The 15,057-nt window shown below is 60.8% G+C and carries 15 protein-coding genes; 9 read left to right on the forward strand and 6 right to left on the reverse strand.

The features are described from left to right. The first annotated feature begins 1,029 nt into the window (after window positions 1–1,029). Window positions 1,030–1,938, forward strand: coding sequence for a type II secretion system protein (locus tag PLL20_00680; GenBank protein HPD28480.1), 909 nt, complete (start codon window positions 1,030–1,032; stop codon window positions 1,936–1,938). 78 nt (window positions 1,939–2,016) lie between these two features. Here the strand turns inward: PLL20_00680 and PLL20_00685 are convergent, their stop codons facing one another. Further along, window positions 2,017–2,778, reverse strand: a complete 762-nt coding sequence (locus tag PLL20_00685; GenBank protein HPD28481.1) for a PIG-L family deacetylase — start codon at window positions 2,776–2,778, stop codon at window positions 2,017–2,019. Between the two features lie 305 nt (window positions 2,779–3,083). Between PLL20_00685 and PLL20_00690 the strand changes: the two genes are divergently transcribed. The 4 genes from PLL20_00690 to dnaA all read left to right on the forward strand — a co-directional run bounded on the left by PLL20_00690 (window position 3,084) and on the right by dnaA (window position 7,035). Then, window positions 3,084–3,527, forward strand: a complete 444-nt coding sequence (locus PLL20_00690; GenBank protein ID HPD28482.1) for a hypothetical protein — start codon at window positions 3,084–3,086, stop codon at window positions 3,525–3,527. A 214-nt stretch (window positions 3,528–3,741) separates the two neighbouring features. After that, window positions 3,742–4,212 (forward strand): hypothetical protein, encoded by a 471-nt coding sequence (locus tag PLL20_00695; GenBank protein HPD28483.1) that lies wholly within the window; start codon window positions 3,742–3,744, stop codon window positions 4,210–4,212. An 81-nt stretch (window positions 4,213–4,293) separates the two neighbouring features. Beyond that, a complete protein-coding gene (locus tag PLL20_00700; protein ID HPD28484.1) occupies window positions 4,294–5,232 on the forward strand; it encodes a GNAT family N-acetyltransferase in 939 nt (312 codons plus the stop codon). A 303-nt stretch (window positions 5,233–5,535) separates the two neighbouring features. Continuing rightward, entirely contained in the window at window positions 5,536–7,035 is a 1,500-nt protein-coding gene (gene dnaA / locus PLL20_00705; GenBank protein HPD28485.1) for a chromosomal replication initiator protein DnaA, read from the forward strand. Window positions 7,036–7,191: 156 nt separating this feature from the next. On the opposite strand, the gene PLL20_00710 is transcribed toward dnaA, so the two are convergent. After that, entirely contained in the window at window positions 7,192–7,770 is a 579-nt protein-coding gene (locus PLL20_00710) for a thymidine kinase (GenBank protein HPD28486.1), read from the reverse strand. Between the two features lie 389 nt (window positions 7,771–8,159). On the opposite strand from PLL20_00710, the gene PLL20_00715 reads away from it, so the two are divergent. Next, window positions 8,160–8,687 (forward strand): hypothetical protein, encoded by a 528-nt coding sequence (locus PLL20_00715; protein ID HPD28487.1) that lies wholly within the window; start codon window positions 8,160–8,162, stop codon window positions 8,685–8,687. A 102-nt stretch (window positions 8,688–8,789) separates the two neighbouring features. Here PLL20_00715 and PLL20_00720 read toward each other — a convergent pair whose 3' ends face one another. Continuing rightward, window positions 8,790–9,740 carry a histone deacetylase gene (locus PLL20_00720; protein HPD28488.1) on the reverse strand — a complete coding sequence of 317 codons (951 nt, stop codon included), beginning with the start codon at window positions 9,738–9,740 and terminating at the stop codon, window positions 8,790–8,792. A gap of 424 nt (window positions 9,741–10,164) precedes the next feature. On the opposite strand from PLL20_00720, the gene PLL20_00725 reads away from it, so the two are divergent. Together PLL20_00725 and PLL20_00730 are read left to right on the forward strand one after the other, a co-directional pair. After that, a complete protein-coding gene (locus tag PLL20_00725; GenBank protein ID HPD28489.1) occupies window positions 10,165–10,665 on the forward strand; it encodes a hypothetical protein in 501 nt (166 codons plus the stop codon). A gap of 192 nt (window positions 10,666–10,857) precedes the next feature. Beyond that, window positions 10,858–11,202, forward strand: coding sequence for a hypothetical protein (locus tag PLL20_00730; protein HPD28490.1), 345 nt, complete (start codon window positions 10,858–10,860; stop codon window positions 11,200–11,202). A gap of 16 nt (window positions 11,203–11,218) precedes the next feature. Here the strand turns inward: PLL20_00730 and PLL20_00735 are convergent, their stop codons facing one another. From PLL20_00735 to PLL20_00745, 3 genes are all read right to left on the reverse strand, one after another. Next, a complete protein-coding gene (locus PLL20_00735; protein ID HPD28491.1) occupies window positions 11,219–11,884 on the reverse strand; it encodes a thermonuclease family protein in 666 nt (221 codons plus the stop codon). Window positions 11,885–12,028: 144 nt separating this feature from the next. Beyond that, entirely contained in the window at window positions 12,029–12,964 is a 936-nt protein-coding gene (locus PLL20_00740; GenBank protein ID HPD28492.1) for an SDR family oxidoreductase, read from the reverse strand. A 320-nt stretch (window positions 12,965–13,284) separates the two neighbouring features. Beyond that, the gene (locus PLL20_00745; protein HPD28493.1) at window positions 13,285–14,268 is read right to left on the reverse strand and encodes an NAD(P)-dependent oxidoreductase; all 984 of its coding nucleotides are present in this window, start codon (window positions 14,266–14,268) and stop codon (window positions 13,285–13,287) included. A 147-nt stretch (window positions 14,269–14,415) separates the two neighbouring features. Here PLL20_00745 and cysC point away from each other — a divergent pair, with 147 nt between their 5' ends. Then, window positions 14,416–15,045, forward strand: a complete 630-nt coding sequence (gene cysC, locus PLL20_00750; GenBank protein ID HPD28494.1) for an adenylyl-sulfate kinase — start codon at window positions 14,416–14,418, stop codon at window positions 15,043–15,045. Window positions 15,046–15,057: the final 12 nt, after the last annotated feature.

Here is a 15,057-nt window from a genome sequence, read left to right on the forward strand (position 1 = left end):
CGACAGGAGAAGCGTCATTCATTCCTACACCCCAATGCACCGGGGGTTGCTTAACTCGTCACGATGACATGACGTCAGGGTCGCCATGATCGGCAGGTCCCTACGTCGGTACGCAGGTAGACTGCTCTGCCACTAAACCGCCGGCTTAGCCGCCCTGGCAGCGTCCTGCCCGTACAGCAGTTTAGACGAAAGCGCCCACCCGTGGTTTCGTTTTCCTGTAACGGCCATGTAACTTTTTTCACCGGCGGCACCGAAGGCGCTCCTTCACCCATGACTCTTCGCTTACCTGGCTAAAGCCTTACGGCCAGAAAGCGGTGGGGTTTGCACGCATCTTTTTGGATCGCGCTCCGCTTGGGTTGCGGCCCGCAAAAAGGCGGTCCGCCTTAGTCTCTTCCGTCGCGACTGGTGCGCATTCTGCGCGCGCGTTCTGGTTACGGCTGAAGGCCGCCTTGGATTTCTGAGGTCTCCACAAGCGCCGCAGCCAACCAACCCTCGAAACGTGCATTCCCGCCCGCAAGAGCCGCGCATGACGCCTGGGTACCACTGGGCGCCTCAAACCACCCGAAAGGTTCCTGCGGGTTCAGGCGGGGGGCACTGGAAACCCGTCTGCCACCCCCCTGACAGAGGGTCCGTGACAGTGCCCGGGTATGCAGCCGCTTCCGCACGTGTTGCAGACCCCGGACGCCGAAACGGCTCAAGCTGCACACCCAAGGTTCCTGCGCCAGGCACAGTCCGAAATCTGAGTCACGAGGGAATACGATTCTCACTTATTTATTTCTATTTTTGCTGTCTAAAGGCCCCCAACGTGCTCATCGCCAGGCTGCGAGCTGCCCCACCGGAGATCGCATATATAGGCTGGCCGACCTCGTTGGAGGTCTACCGGATGAAATGCCCCCCGGATATTTTGTCGACAAGGTTGACTTGGCTCCGTTGACACGTTAAAATACTTGTGGTTGGCGAGTGTTCCGTCGGTGCCTGTCGGTTTGGAACGGCTGGCAACGCAAGAACAGCGAGGTGAGGGCCCCCATCATGAAGCGTCTTTGTCGGATGACCAATAGTACGATTGCACCTTCTCGGCTCGGCTTTACCCTTATTGAGGTCCTAGTCGTTGTGGCCATCATCGCCCTTCTGATCGCCGTACTGCTCCCTTCTCTCAGCAAGGCGAAGGAAAAGGCCAGGCAGTCGGTGTGTTTGTCCAATCTCCACCAGCAGGGAATCGGCTTTGCGGCTTATGCCGCCGAGAATCGCCACATGCTCCCCATGGTGGGGCGTTTTAGGTACACGCTCGCCGAAGGCAAGTATTACACGTTGGGAGACCCCAACCGAAGTGACTGGATCAAGGTCAACAACGGCCTCCTTTATCGCAAATACGTCGGCGGCAATCCCGAAGTATTCTATTGTCCCAGCAACACTGATGCCGATGCGGATGGCGACCGCGGCATGGCTGTCTTCCTGCAAAGATACCAGCACCCGGCTGCCTCCGATCCCCAGTACGTTGACTCGCACAACGCAGCCAATTCTCCCATCGGTGCCTACACCTATGCTTTGCCCATCGCCGCAGGAAAGTCTCCCACGGACGCCGGAGCCAAGATGTACCCGGTCGAGGCGATGATCGGCGGGCCCTATTACTCCTACATGACGGATCCCACCGAGCTCGACCACCAGCAGGCTCTCGAGTTCCTCGGACACTTTCCCCAGTATCTTCGAGGTAAGCACAGCATGCACGCGCTGCTCACCGATGCCTATTTCGGCGGGTACAGGGGATATCACCTCAATGGGTTCAACGTCCTCTATGGCGACTACCACGCCAAGAGAGTTCCCGACCCGGCGGGTAAGATCATCAAAGGCGTCGGCGGCGGGGCCGTCTATACGCCCGGAGAACTCGCCACCAAGGGCAAAGCGTTCATGGTCTGGGACTACTTCTCCCGAAATCCTTGAACAACGGCTAAGCCCGCCGGCCGCAACCGAGGTTCTTCCGCCTCTATCCGGACCGGGCGGAAAACCCGCGCCAGATGGTTACCCACTGGAATATGGGGAGAACGGCGGCGGAATCTCCCACGAACCCAGCATGGCAATCATGTCCTTGACGCCCACCGGGCGAGGCAGACAGTACAGCTCCCCGTACCGGTAGCCGGCTTGGCCGCCCTCCGCGCCTGCCACGCTGGTTACGTAATGTCGGAGTCGATCAAATCGCTGGCCGTCGAACTGCGAACGGTAACAACGAATCGCCTCAAGCTTACGTTCCAGTGTGTCCGTGATATCCACCACGAACTGCCCATGAAAGTGCATCCGCTCTGCGGCCGACGGGATCGGGCGATAGACGAGATGATCGATCCGGTGCGGGGATGTGTGGCCAAAACGGTCATCCCACTTGGTGAGCTGTGAGTAGAAGCGCGCCGCCTCAACTATTAGCTGTGCCTGATAGTGGTCGGGAGAAGCCGCGGTCGTCCGCCCTGCCAGGCCGACCAGGATCCGCGGGCGATATCGTCGCAAGATTGTTGCCAGCGCATAGCGGGCCGGCGGCCCATCCATGAGTTCGCGGTTTGTCAGCGGCAGGATCTCGCACACCGCCGCCCCCAGCACTTCTGCCGCTTTCACGGCCTCCTGCGATCGGCGTTCGGGCGACCCGTTCGGCGTCGGCTCGCCATTGGTCAAATGAACCATTCCCACCTGATAGCCTTTGTCCGCCAGCGAAGCAATCGTGCCTCCACAGCCGATTTCCAGGTCGTCGGGGTGAGGTGCGGCAAAAACGATATCCAGTTGTCGGTCGTCCATCATGATCTCGATCCCAAGGCAAAGGCCGGGCGATTCTCGGGTTAACCTCATGGACACTATAGGCCCTGCCGGCACCTGGGAAAAGACGGCCGTCCGCGCTTATCGGCCCCACTTAATGTCTTATCGCTGCGGCGGTCCCCCGCCTCGGAAAACGCCGTCATCCTCCCGTCAGGCCGGAATGACAACTCCGCGGGACGGTCACCAGGCGGACAAACACGAGCGGGACTAAACACGCATGCTTCGAGAACCGATCCAACCCCCGGCGCCAAGGCATTTGCCCTGGGCCGATAATCGACAAGGAGAGTGCAATGAGATCCCGCACGCGTCTGGTCGGTTCCTGCATCGGTGCCATGATGTTCTTGCCGTTAGCCGGTTGCTCGCCACCCACCGTCAACAGCAATGGGGATCGCGGAACAGTGCTGTCAACGCTGACCAAGCTGACCGATCCCGTGAAGAACATCGGCGCCCTCAACTCAGCCGAATTGCAGATTCTTGTCACTCAACTGCCCACGCTTACCGACGAGTTGGCCAAGCTCGGCTTCTACTTGCCGCCCGACATAGCCCTCCCTGACTTGGACGACCAGGAAGCCGAGGCTCTCGAACAGTTCCTTGCAGCGAATGGCGTGAATACTTTCGAAGACCTGGCAGACCTCGCAAGCGCGGTGACCGCCGGCTTGGTCCAGATCCCCGAGATTCTGCAGGACGATTTCGACGCCTTTGCAGCCCAATTCGGCCGTCCGCGACCGACGTGACCACGTCGTGCTCCGAGTCGCCTGTTCGATGGCGGGCCGCGACCAGCAAAGCCAAAACCAGAGGATTGGGCTGCCATCATCAGGCGGTTCCCTCGCTGGAGACAGAAAACCGCCATGGCCGATCCTCACCGTTCGACCGCGAAACTCTGCCGCAACCATGGTATGATCGCATGCCATGCGAAGAAACTTTCATTCCCATTCGACATCGCATGGCATGATTGCAGCGCTTGTTGGTGCGACGACGCTGTTAGGTTGTCGCCTCGACACGGCAAGTCCTACCACCGTCCCGGCAGGCACCGAGGAATTACCCATCCTCTGGCAGGCATCAGGGACGTATTCCCGCCTCACAAAGGCAGTTCGGTTGGTTGTTCGTGATCCGGCCACACTCGCCCAGATACCCTTGTGCGAGGTTCCCGTTGATTTCCGAACCGAGATGATTCTGATTGCCGGTCTTGGCCCCACGCCGCGAGATGACTGCGGGATCATCATCCAGCATGTCTGGAAAGAGGGTGACAGACTCCGCGTTCTCGAACGGCAAATCTACCCTGGTTCGCGCATCAGACCCGGGTTTCGACTGGCAAGCCCCTGGACTGTTGTCGTCGTCCCGCGATGCGACTTGGACGTGGAAGGCTACTCCTCGCGCTTGCCGCGGGGCACCTTCTTATCCGCAAACCCGCCTCGCTGAGGACCCGCCGACCCCGTCAAGGCCCGTTGGCCGCCTCGTCAATTTTCGGTAAGCTCTCGGGCGGCGGAGGCTAACAGGTTTATGGTCATCTCCACACCCGCAACAGATCGTGAGCTTCAGCGCGGGCTTCAGCGGCTCGTTTACCATCCGAAGTTGTCCCCGGCAGAGATCGACCGTCGGGTCAAAACACTGGTCAACCACGCCGAAAGACGCGGCCTGTCGCTCAAACACTGCCTGATCGCACGCCACGAAAGGAATATCCTCTATAGCTGCTTGTGCATCGATTCGCCCGGCCGATCGTCGGCGGTCTACCTCCCTGGTTGGCTGCCCGATCCCCAAGCCGCTGAAACGCTTGTCAGTCTTCTGCGCAAAGCTGCTGATGAGGCACGCAACCGCGGCATTTCTTTCCTGCAAGCCATCATTCCGCTCGACGCTGCCCTTGAGCGAAACGCGTATGAACAAGCGGGGTTTCAACGTCTTGCTGAGCTGATCTACATGGAGCGCGAGTCCACCGAACCGCTCGTCGTCGAAAAGCCGTCCCCTGCCCTGTCTTGGATTACCTATTCTCCCGAAACCCACCAGCTTTTCGCGCAAACCGTTCAAGACACTTACGAAGGCAGCCTGGATTGCGCAGGTATCAGCGGAAAAAGAGACATTGAGGACGTCATGGCCACTCACCGCTGCACCGGCGTGTTCAATCCTCGCACTTGGTTCGTCGGTGTTGCAGACGGCAGGCCGGTCGGTACTCTCCTGCTCTCTGAAGTGCCGGAGCAGGCCGCTCTTGAGGTCGTGTATATGGGATTGCGACCCGGCTATCGCGGCAAAGGTTACGCGTCCACGCTCCTCGAGCATGCGGTGCGAACCGCACGCAATCGCGCGGCCCTCAGATTGACGCTGGCTGTGGATGCCGAGAATTCGCCGGCCCGACGGCTGTATGCGCGATTTGCCTTTGTGGAAACATCGCGACGATCCGCATGGGTGCGAATCCTCAGTCCCGCCAACAAACCCCCAGACCGCTGAAAAACGCTGGTTCATAAACCAACGCGAGTTATGCAACTACCCACGGCTTTTCCACATTCTGTGCCCCAAACGCGTGGATAAGTTTTTTTCTCGTCGCAAGTCTCGGTATGACCGAACACTTGGCGCACCGGCCTTTGCGTGGGGCATTTTTCCGTATTGATTTCGTGAAGAACGCTGTATAAGTTACGCCCCGCTGAGTTTCAATTCCGCGACGATCCTGAGGCGCCGTGGATCGTCGCCAACATCAGCGACAGTTGAGACGGTAACCTCGCTCTACTCTCTCAAGCAAGGAAGGAGTCGCCAGTGATTACTCCGCGCATGGACAGCGTTGCTTTGATTCAAAGCACGATCGCCCAGGAGGTCGGTCCTCAGCGTTACAAGGTGTGGTTCAAGAATGCCACGCAGTTCACCATGACCGACGGTCATTTGAAAATCAGCACTCCCAACGCGTTCATATGTGGCTGGATTGAAAGACATTTCGCGGACACCATCAGCGACGCGGCCCGCCGGGCCACCGGCCAGGACTTGCAGCTTTCTTTCGTCGTCGACCCGAACCTGTTGCACGCCCTCAGAAAGCGACAACTCAACTCACAGGCCGACTTCATCGCCAAGAACCCCGACCGCGTGGCTCGCCGCCATCGTCACGAACCAACTACCCCCTTGTCCCGCCTGCGCGGCCGTTTCGACTCTCTCGTCGTCGGTCCGTCAAATGAACTGGCTTTCTCCGTGGTCAAACGGATCGCCGATCGCGACCCGGCCGCATACAGCCCCGTCTTTGTCCATGGCGGCTGCGGTGTGGGCAAGACCCACTTGATGCATGCGTTAGCCAACCACTTGGCTGAGCATCATCCGGATTGCCGGTGGCTCTGCGTAACCGGAGATGACTTCACCAACGGCTTCATTCATGCGCTGCAGACCAAGCGGATCGAGGCCTTCCGGCAGCAGTACCGCAACGTGGACGTCCTGATCATCGATGACGTCCACTTCCTCGCCAACAAAAAGGCGACTCAGGAGGAGTTCCTCCACACCTTCAACGCCATCGACGGGCATCGCAAACAGGTCGTCTTGGCCAGCGACTCGCATCCCAAGCTGATCGGGCAATTCAGCGAGCAACTCGTCAATCGCTTCGTCGCGGGGATGGTCGTGCGGATCGACGTGCCGGATTACCGCATGCGCTGCGAAATCCTCAACCGCCGCGCCCGCGTCGCGACCTCACAACCCGTTCCGCAGGAAGTCATCGCATACATCGCCGAACATCTTCAAGCCAACGTCCGGGAACTCGAAGGCGCCCTGCTCAAGCTGATCATGTTCAGTCGCGTGGCACATCAACCGATTACCCTTTCCCTTGCCCGGCACGCGCTCGCCGACCATTTGGCCCGCACGCAACGAGCCCTCGGCCTCGATGACATAGACCACATCGTGGCCACGTACTTCGGCCTGACGCCCGCCGACCTTCACACCTCGCGCAAGACGCGCACCCTTGCCCTGGCTCGCAACATCGCCATGTATCTCGCCCGCAAGCACACCCGCATGAGTTTCCCCGAAATCGGGCGCTTCATGGGCGACAAGAACCACTCGACTGTGATCCTGGCCAATCGAAAGATCGAGCGACTACTGGCGGCGGATGAGATCGTGGCCCGACAAACGCCTGCCGGTATCAAAGAGGAGCGCCTCCGAGACATCATCACAAGCATCGAGGAGCAGATCGCTCGGCAAAGAACCAGCCAGCATCCAAGACCATCGTCCGAACCGGCGACGCCCGACTCCGGCGTCGTTCGGCAGCCTCGTGTGGCAATCGGCTGATCCGAGAAGATGGGTACCGGGGGCGATCAACGCCGCCGTCACTCACCACGGCGATTCCGCGTTGTCCGGCAACGTATCCGCCTGGCTCGCCGGACACTCTGGCCGTTCCGCCCCGAGCCTCTCAATCAAAACGTTGCCTTCAACTGAACCGTGATGTCAACATCGCTTTTCGATGGGCGGAGCCTCAAAACAAGCGGCGCACCGCGGCTCATAGCAGTCAGCGCCGCCAACCATTTTCTGGCCCGTGATCGGGGCTACTCGCTGAGTGTGATCCGCGGGCCTGCCACATCTTGCGCAGACCGCCTGAAGACGAATGACGCGATCGGCTGTTCCTGCAAGCCCTGGCATCGGTCCGAACGGCAGGCCCCACGAGTCCAGATCCAGCCCCGCCACAAGAACCTCCTTGCCGGCGACGACCAGCTCTCGGCAGACGTCGACCAGATCTTCGGCAAAAAACTGCCCCTCGTCGATCGCCACCACCTCGGCCACCTTGGCCAGATCTGCAATTCGCGACGCCTCCGGCACGGCCATCGCCCTGAAGCGTCGGCCTGTATGCGACGCAATGTCGCGATGACAGTAGCGGTTATCGGAACTGTGCTTGAAGGCGGCGGTCGCCCGGCCCCGTCGGGCAGCTTCCTCGAGCTGCGAAACCAGAAACTCGCTCTTGCCGCTGAACATGCAGCCCACGACGACCGTGAGGCTGCCCCGATTCCCTTGCTCGCGCCCGTCGGTCATCCTTGCCACCCCCGCTATGCCTCCTCGTCCGTCCTGCCAACGCCCGCCGCAGGGCCGACCTGATCATCTCGAAACCGCAGCATACCGGCAAGCACGCGTACCGCCGTCATTCTCCTCTTCGCCGCGTTGTGCAATCCTCCCCGCGCTAACCACATGCTCCTCGGCATGTTGCAGTGTCTCAAGCGCCTGTGAACAGCCCCCAACACAAGCGCATCGTCATAAACGACATAAACCCTACGGCCCGATCGCCCTTCGCAACCTTTTGACAGTGCAATACTTACACGTACCTACGGCATAGTTGTTTCCCCCCTGTCGGGCCGGTACGCCGTCTGCCCCATGCCCCTCCAAGCGGGGGAAATGCGGAGAGCGCCAGTCCCGGAGGAGGAACGATGAGCGCGGTTTCACCAATCAGTGGTTACGGCGGAAGTCTGCCCACTCAGCCGCCGCAGTGCACACAACCAGCCCAGTTGGGCGGCGTTGACGGCGGCCAAGCAGCCAAGGCCGGCGGGCCCATCGCTGGAGCGTCCGTCTCGGCCGGCCAGTCGGCCGTCGCCATCTCGCAGACATCCATATCCGCCGGCGTCGAGTCCTTCGTCAGCACCTACGGTCCCGTGCTCGCGGATAATCAGATTCTTGGGGCGATGCTCCTCCTTCTGATGCTCGAATACATGCAAAGCGACGACGACGATGAGAAGAAGGGTCTACTCGGCCTCATGTTGAGCCTCCTCCAGCAACAACAGGCCTCGCAGGCCGGCGGCACCTTCATATACTCATCCTCCCAGTTCAGCCTTCAAAGCACCCAAATGGTCGCCGTGTCGCAGCAACTGGCGGTGGACGTCTACGCCGGCGGCGGATCGGCCGGAGCGGCCGCGCCTGTCTCAGGTCCCGCCGGCGGCGGCGTCGATGTGGTGGCCTGAACGAGGCTCTCGGCAATCGCCCGTCAGTGATCGCCGCCAGAGCCGGCTACCGCCGAAATCCCAGCGCGCTTTGCATCAAATCGCGCCGATCCCGGGAAGTGTTCACCCATTCATCAACGCTTCAACATGCGCCTGCGTCGAGTCGGCCAGCGCATCCAGGTTGTAGCCCCCCTCCAGGGTGCTGACCAGGCGATGTCGCGCAACCTCGCCCGCCAACTCGACCAGGCGGTGCGTCATCCAGTGATAGCATGCGGTGCTGAGCTGAATATATGCGAGCGGATCCCCCCGATGACCGTCAAAACCAGCCGAAACCAGGATGAACTCCGGCTTGAAATCAGCGACCGCCGGAAGAATCACCTCCTCAAAAGCCCGTTTGTACTCCGCATCGCCGCTGCCCGCGGCCATCGGAACGTTGAGCGTCGTGCCGACGGCGTCGCCCTGTCCCCTTTCCCATTCAAAGCCCGATCCCGGATAAAGCGTATTCGGATCCTGGTGAATGCTGCAGAAGAACACGTTCGGGTCGCGCTCAAACTGGTGCTGCGTCCCGTTGCCGTGGTGCACGTCAAAATCGACGATAGCCACGCGCGACAAACCATGATGAGATCGCAAGTACTCCGCGGCAATCGCGATGTTATTGAGATAGCAGAAACCCATCGCCCGGCGCCGCTCCGCGTGATGACCCGGCGGCCGAACCGCGCAGAAAGCATTGCGAATACGTCCCTCCATCACCGCGTCGACCGCCTGCAGCAATCCCCCCACGGCCATCAGCGCAATCTCATACGTTTCGTCGCAGACGGGACACTCGGGCGTGTCGATAAAGCCCGCCCGCATCTCGCAGGCGTGCCGGAGCCTGGACACGTATTCGGGAGGATGAACGGGATCGATCACCGAAGGGTCGGCCGGCCTGGGGTCGATGAGCAAAGCCGCATCCGCCAGACCGCTTTCCCGCATCCGCAAGCGAATGGTCCGCACCCGCTCAGGCGCCTCCGGATGGTGCGGACCGGTGTCATGATCTTCGTACCGTTCCGAGAGTACCAAGCCGGTATGTGCCATGAGCCTGCCCATGCTCCGGATACGAACGCGCAAGAAACCACGTCAGACTTGTCAATCGGCCCGGGACAAACACTCTCTGGACGCGCAATACCGAAGACGAGTCCGCACATCATCTGAACAAATCCGGGGGGAAAAGTCAAAACACGAACGCTCCAACGCGGTTTCTTCCCGTGGCGGAAGTACGCGGGAGTTGCCGCCCTCTCCCCGCTCCCGCCGGACATCAGCGATGACCTGCCGGCCAACCGTGCAATCTGCCAATCCTCCGCCACGTGCATTCCGATCCGGGAAGCCTCTTGGAGCAAGCCGCCCGCCTGCTTGCGGATGCAAGCAAACCCGCACATAATCGGTTGTGGCGTCTGACGCCGTCGCGGCGCCTTTGCCTCAATACCAAAATACCAGGCAAAGCAAGCACGAGCATTCGACCATGCCCAGCCGCTTGAGATACATCGGCCGAGTGATCAGCCTCTTCTTCCGGCTCTTTATCGTGCGCTCGGCGAAGGTGATGTTCCTTCCGAAGTCCGGGCCCAAGGGCGCGCCCGTGCCGCCGCCGGTGATCAAGAGGCTCGAGAACAGGCCGCAAATGGTTGCAGGCGCCTTATTGGTCTTCCTGTTCTTCTTGCTGAATCTTCTGTATTTCCTTCATGTCGACCCGGTGCAGCACGCTCACTACGCCGTCTACATCGTGGGCGGCGTTTTCGTGATCTGCTTCCTGATTCTACCATGGAGCAGGAAGGAAATTGTCGTTCTGCTTCGCGAAGCTGGAGCCAATGACTGTCGCCTTTGCCTCCACTGCGGGTACAACCTTAAAGGGCTTCCGGCGCAGCACCGCTGCCCCGAGTGCGGCAGCCCCTACGAGATCGAGCAGGTGAAGCGCACATGGTCGGAATACCTCGCCGACCGCGCGGCCGGACACACTCTATTGTAAGTGCCCCCTACCGACAGGCCGGTGTCGGCAGATCAGCTTGACTGCACGGCAACGCAATTGTACGAATGTGCCATGCCGTCACAATTCTCTGACATGCACACGCCGACGGGAAACTCACGCTCAGCCCTGCGGGGCCAACCGTCCATTCTCGCCGGCCCGACGGACCGTCCGGGTCCGTGGGTCATAGAAAGGGTGCTTGAAAGGTACCGAAGTCTCGAAATCCTCGCCGGTGGTTTGGCTTTGTTCGTCATCGTCTTGCCGGGGCAATGGCCAACGTTCTCGTCCGGCTGCGTGGTTGTGGCTCTCTGTGCACTCGCGGCAGTGGCGCTGCTCCTGGAATTCCTGGCGCGTACAGAGGTGCGCCGAATCGAAAGGTCAGCGGTGGAGTACGACAACAGCCTTTGCCTGATCTGCGGTTACTGCCTGAAACACCTGCCCGAAACGCACATGTGCCCGGAGTGCGGCACGCAGTATGACCTGAACCACGTTGTCGCTGAATGGCAGGCCTACTTCATTTCGCGGAAACGGAAACGCTGAACCGATTGGTACTGTCCTACCTCGGCTCTTCGAGCTTCCGCCGCCACTGTGGCATCCGTTCCGTTGTGACTTCCTTCCACAAGCCCCGTTTCTGCTTGCGGGCCCGTCTTTCAAGATCGATGAACCGCGGCGTCCACGGGTGCGGATACGTCGTGTAAGCGTAACCGTAGCCCTGGGCAATGATCTCCTCGTTAAGCATCGTCGTACCGTCGCCTAGGTACACGTACGCCAGCAGCCGGCGAAACCGGTCGCGAGTCTCCTTTTCCTTCAACACGATTCTGACCGGTTTGCCCTCCGCCTGCGAGCGGGTGAACGCCGAGGCCTCAGCCCCGAAATAAGTCGGCCGCCCAAGGCTCTCATCGACCTCGGGTGTGTCCACGCCGATCAGTCGAACGGACGTATACGACTTGTTGCCGTCGGGGGCATCAATATATAACGTGTCGCCGTCGATGACCTTGATGCAGGTGAAAGTGCGATTGTTGTAGCGGTCGTGGTCCGTGCCGGCGATGATCGCGGCAGGCTGCTCGCGCCCACCGGGCCCGCCAAACAGGCCGAACCGCTCAAACAGGATGACCGTCGCCAGAACCAGTAGAAAAACCAGCCCGACCCCTCGTCGCCGCCAGAACGGCAGCCAGATGTCAGGCCGACGCGTGCCACTGGCTTTTCGGGTTTTACGTCGCACCAGACTGCTCTCGCGATACCGACCACCGTGGCAGTGAGCAAGCGGCGATTAGTGACGCGGGAGATGATGGATGACAAGCGATGAATGCCGAATCGCCGCTAATGGCTTCTGTCTCGATTCATCCTTCAGCCTTCATCCTTCTCTTCACAGGTTCCCCCGATACCACTCAATCGCCCGCCGCAACCCCTCGTCGAACTTCACCACCGGCTCGAAGCCGATGATCTTGCGGGCCAGGCTGATGTCGGCCAGCGAGTGCTTCACGTCGCCCGGACGAACATCGGTGTAGATCGGCTTGACATCCTTGCCGAGCAACTCGTTGATCAGCCGGATCGTCCGGTTGACGCTCACGCTCTCGGCACAGGCAATGTTGATCACCTCGCCACTGAGCCTGGGAGCCTGAGCCGCCAGCATGTTCGCGTGAACCACGTTGTCGATGTACGTGAAATCGCGGGTCTGCTCGCCGTCACCATGGATCGTCGGCGGCTTGTCATTGAGAATCGCCGTCACAAACGCCGGAATGGCCGCTGCGTACTGGCTCTTGGGATCCTGCCGCGGGCCGAACACGTTGAAATACCGCAGCGAGATCGTCTCCAGGCCGTAACACAAATGAAAGGCCTTCAGGTAGTACTCCCCCACCAGCTTATTGACCGCATACGGGCTCAGCGGGGCCGGCCGCATCGATTCACGCTTGGGAGACTCCACCTGGTCGCCGTAGGCGCTGCTGCTGGCGGCGTAGATCACCCGGCGGCAGCCGCAATCACGGGCCGCCATCAGAATATTGAACGTGCCGTTGATGTTGCAGTCGTGCGAGGACCGCGGGTCGGCCACCGACTTGGGCACCGACGGCAAGGCCCCCTCGTGAAAGATGATCTCAACGCCTTCGCAGGCCTTGCGACAATCGTCCATCGATCGAAGATCGCCCTCGATAATCTCGATATCCTTGCTCACCGCGGCCAGGTTGGCCCGCTTGCCGGTCGAGAAGTTGTCCAGAACGCGGACCCTCTGCCCGTCGGCCGCCAGCCGATGAACGATGTGCGATCCGATGAAGCCCCCGCCGCCGGTGACAAGATATGTTGACATAGAATCACATCCCAATGCCCAAAAACCATCCTTCGCTTGACGAGCCGGCGGCTTTATGCCGCCGGTCTTCCATGAAACAGCAGGGCAGTGAGCCCCGGCTCATCAAGCCTCACGGCCGCAAGCCGCTCCTACGAATATCGACCGATTCGAGCGAACATGCACACGCAAAGCCGTGAGCATCGCACCCGACGCGCATCTCACCCGATCCACTCCGGCCCGGTCGGTACGGCGGCGTCGAGGTCGCCGCAGCGACCGAGGCCTGCCGCATTATTCAGCCGGGACGCCAGGTCTCCGCCTCCTTTGGTGGCTCCGACCGCGCCTTACTCAATCAACTCTGGGCCGGCGGGCCAGTTCGGCTCCTTGCCCTGCAGAACCGCAATGACATCGTCGACCACGTCGTCCATGGCCGCCAAGCCCTCGGGGCTGCGGGCTCCAATGTGCGCGGTCAACACGCAATTGGGCGCTGCCAGAAGCGGGTAATCCGCCGGCGGCGGCTCAGGATCGTGCACGTCGACCGCCGCTCCGGCCAGATGCCCCGATTCCAAAGCTTCGGCCAGCGCCCTTGCCACCACAACCGGCCCGCGAGCAGCGTTGACCAGGTATGAGCCCTGCTTGAACGACGCCAGTGCATCAGCATCAATCATTCCTCGCGTCAACTTCGTGAGCGGCACGTGCAGGGTAACCACGTCGGCCTCAGCATACACCGCCTCGTGGCTGCTCTTGCTCTCGGCCGGAAACGGCAGCCATCCGATCTCGCGGATGTCATGATAGATGATCCGAGTCCCGAAACCGTTGGCCAGTCGAAAACCCACGGCCGTCCCAATCCGACCCATGCCGATCACGCCCACCGTCTGGTGGCGAAGCTCCTTGGCCCTGGGCCTGACTGACCGGATGGAATCGAACTCGCCGCCCCGCATCCCCTTATCGTTCTCCACCACCCGCCGCTGCAGCGCAATAATCAGCCCCACCACCAGATCGGCAACCGCGTGCGTCGAAGCGGCTGGCGTGTAAACCACCTTGATGCCGGCATCCAGCGCCGCCTTCAGGTCGATATTGTCCAGACCCACTCCGCCCCGACCAATGACCTTCAGCCGTCCACCCGCCTTTGCCGCCTCGATCACCTTCGCGTTGATCAACGAGTACGTCCGCACAACCATTGCGTCCGCCGTTGCAGCCGCCTCAATCAGACTGGCTTCATCGCATTTGGGAAGCACAACGACGTCGCCGACGGCCGCCAGCCGGGCCATCGCCGCCTCGCTGGCCCGCTCGGTCACCACAATCTTCAATCGGGATGCTTCACTCATGGCCGGGAATTATGGCCGGATTCCCTTCCCGCGACAAGGCGACATCCTACTCCTGCCGACCGGTTGAGCCCAGGCTGGCAGATTCTTATACTACCCCACTCGTTTCAACACTGAGTGAGAAACGACGGGTTCTGCAAAGGGATACAAATGACGGAGATCAAGGCAACAAACATCACTTGGCATGAAGGTCACGTCAGTCGGGCCGACCGCGAAAAGCTCCTCGGGCAGAAAGGCGCGACCATCTGGTTTACCGGCCTCAGCGGCTCCGGCAAGAGCACCATCGCCTTCACGGTCGAACACGCCCTCGTCGAGCGAGGCCACTTGGCCTACGTGGCCGACGGCGACAACATCCGCCACGGCCTGAATAAGAATCTGGGGTTCTCCGCCGCCGACCGCGAGGAGAACATCCGCCGCATCGGCGAGGTCGCCAAGCTCTTCGCCGACGCCGGCTGCATCATACTCACCAGCTTCATCAGCCCTTACCGCAAGGACCGCGACCAGGCCCGTAAAATCCACGAAGAGGCAGGCCTGGCCTTTATCGAGGTCTTCGTCGACGTCCCGATCGAGAAATGCGAACAGCGCGACCCGAAGGGCCTTTACAAGAAGGCCCGCGACGCACTCGCCGCCGGCAAGGGCATGGGCTTTACCGGCGTGGACGACCCCTATGAGCCCCCGCTCAAGCCCGAACTGGTCATCCATAACGACAAGGTGACCCCGCAAGAGGCCGCCACCCAGGTCCTGGACTACCTGCAACAGAAGGGCCTGTTGACCAAGTAGGCCGTGCTCTGC

The sequence above is a fragment of the Phycisphaerae bacterium genome (assembly GCA_035384605.1).
Lineage (GTDB): Bacteria > Planctomycetota > Phycisphaerae > UBA1845 > PWPN01 > JAUCQB01.